Source organism: uncultured Campylobacter sp. (genome assembly GCF_938018035.1).
In the GTDB taxonomy this organism is placed as follows: Bacteria; Campylobacterota; Campylobacteria; order Campylobacterales; family Campylobacteraceae; genus Campylobacter_B.
In genome coordinates this window covers 1-1451 of record NZ_CALIJF010000089.1, presented here as the reverse complement: position 1 = coordinate 1451, position 1451 = coordinate 1, and the positions used below count along the sequence as shown (strand labels likewise).

The window sequence follows — 1451 nt, the reverse complement described above, 5'->3', positions numbered from 1 at the left end:
GCAAATTTTCGCAAGGATTTCGGCGCAGACCTAGTCAAAAATTCTAGCTTTAGCGACGAAGTAAGTCGCGGCACGAATTTAGGCTCAAACTACAGAGCAGATCGCGGGGAAATTTTAGTTGCAAATTCTAAAACGGCGGCTTGCTCGGCAAATTTAACCGCACCGAGCGTGAGCTTAAATTTGACTGTAAGTTCAGGCTTGGATGCAAACGACGAAGGCAAAAATTCCGTCCGAAATTCTAAATCAAATTTCTCCGCCGCAGATTTAGACATAAACCCGTACTCGGGCGCTACGAGAAATTCTACGCCGATACGGGTCTCAAGCGGCGTGGCATATCAAAGCCCCGTCACAAAAATAGGGGCTGTAAATCCCATCGTAGATAAAAATTACCTGACGGCGGCGTATCGAGGCTTTATTACGATAAGCTCGAGCTACGACGCACAAAATTTTACCCTTTATTGCGGCAAAAATTCCGACCGAAGCCAAAGCGAAAATTCTGCGCCCGCAATCCTTAATCAAATTCCAGGCGCTCTTATCGAGAGCAAAAATTTCTCTCCGAGCTTCGCCGCACCTAATCTAAAATCTGCGCTACGTAGTGATAAGAATTCTATCCAAAATCTTAGCGGGAATTCCGTTCAAAATTATAATTCCGCAGCTCAAGCCACGCAGGATTTAAACTTTGCGGCGATATATAAAAGTGCGATTCTCACGGCGCCGAGCGCAAAATCCGCTTCACTTCCAAATTCCGTGCTGCCTCAGAATTTTACCTCCTCGCAAAACTCCGCCTCATCGCAAAATTTCGTCCTACCGCCAAACTCCGCGAGAGAGGGCTGCGAAACGCCACTCAGATACGTTGAAATTTACGATCGCACCAGTTTTTTCGCTGCGGTAGCGTATCGCTACGCCACATCGATGGATTACCGACGATACGGCAGCGACGAATCGAAAGGGCTTGCTGATAAACGGGGTATATCAAAAAACGGCACATCGGCAAATGATCGCAGCGTAACGGCAGATTGCCACAGCACACCGGCGCACCAAAACAGCGCGATGAAAAATCGAAACGCCGCAGTGACGGATTGGCGCGATGTATCGATAGATAAAAACGCTGCGGTGGCGTATCGGCAATGTGCGGCGGTGGGTTATTGCCACATGGCAGTGAATCAAAACACTTTAGCGGCGCAAAATTTAAATTTACGGCGCGCTCGTGCTAAATCTGGGTGAGATTTGCGGGAGCAAAAAGCGACTTTTCGAGTTTGCTTACGTTGTAGCACAAGGCGGGAAATTCCGCGTATTTCACGTCTGTGCCGCGCCCGAGAAAGCCCTAAAATGGCGCGAACGCGAGATAAAACTATGAATGAAATTTACGTCCTAATCGCGCTATCGTTTTTGATCTTTGCTTCGCCCTTTTTGGCCAGCTTAGCTAGAATTCCGCTCTCGCCTATGGAGAT

At 48.1% G+C, this 1451-nt stretch carries 1 protein-coding gene; it reads left to right on the top strand.

Annotation, left to right across the window (positions count from 1 at the left end):
* Window positions 1–1224, top strand: a 1224-nt coding sequence (locus Q0257_RS02805; RefSeq protein ID WP_298021283.1) for a hypothetical protein, incomplete at its 5' end; no start/stop codon positions are given.
* Window positions 1225–1451 lie beyond the last annotated feature (227 nt).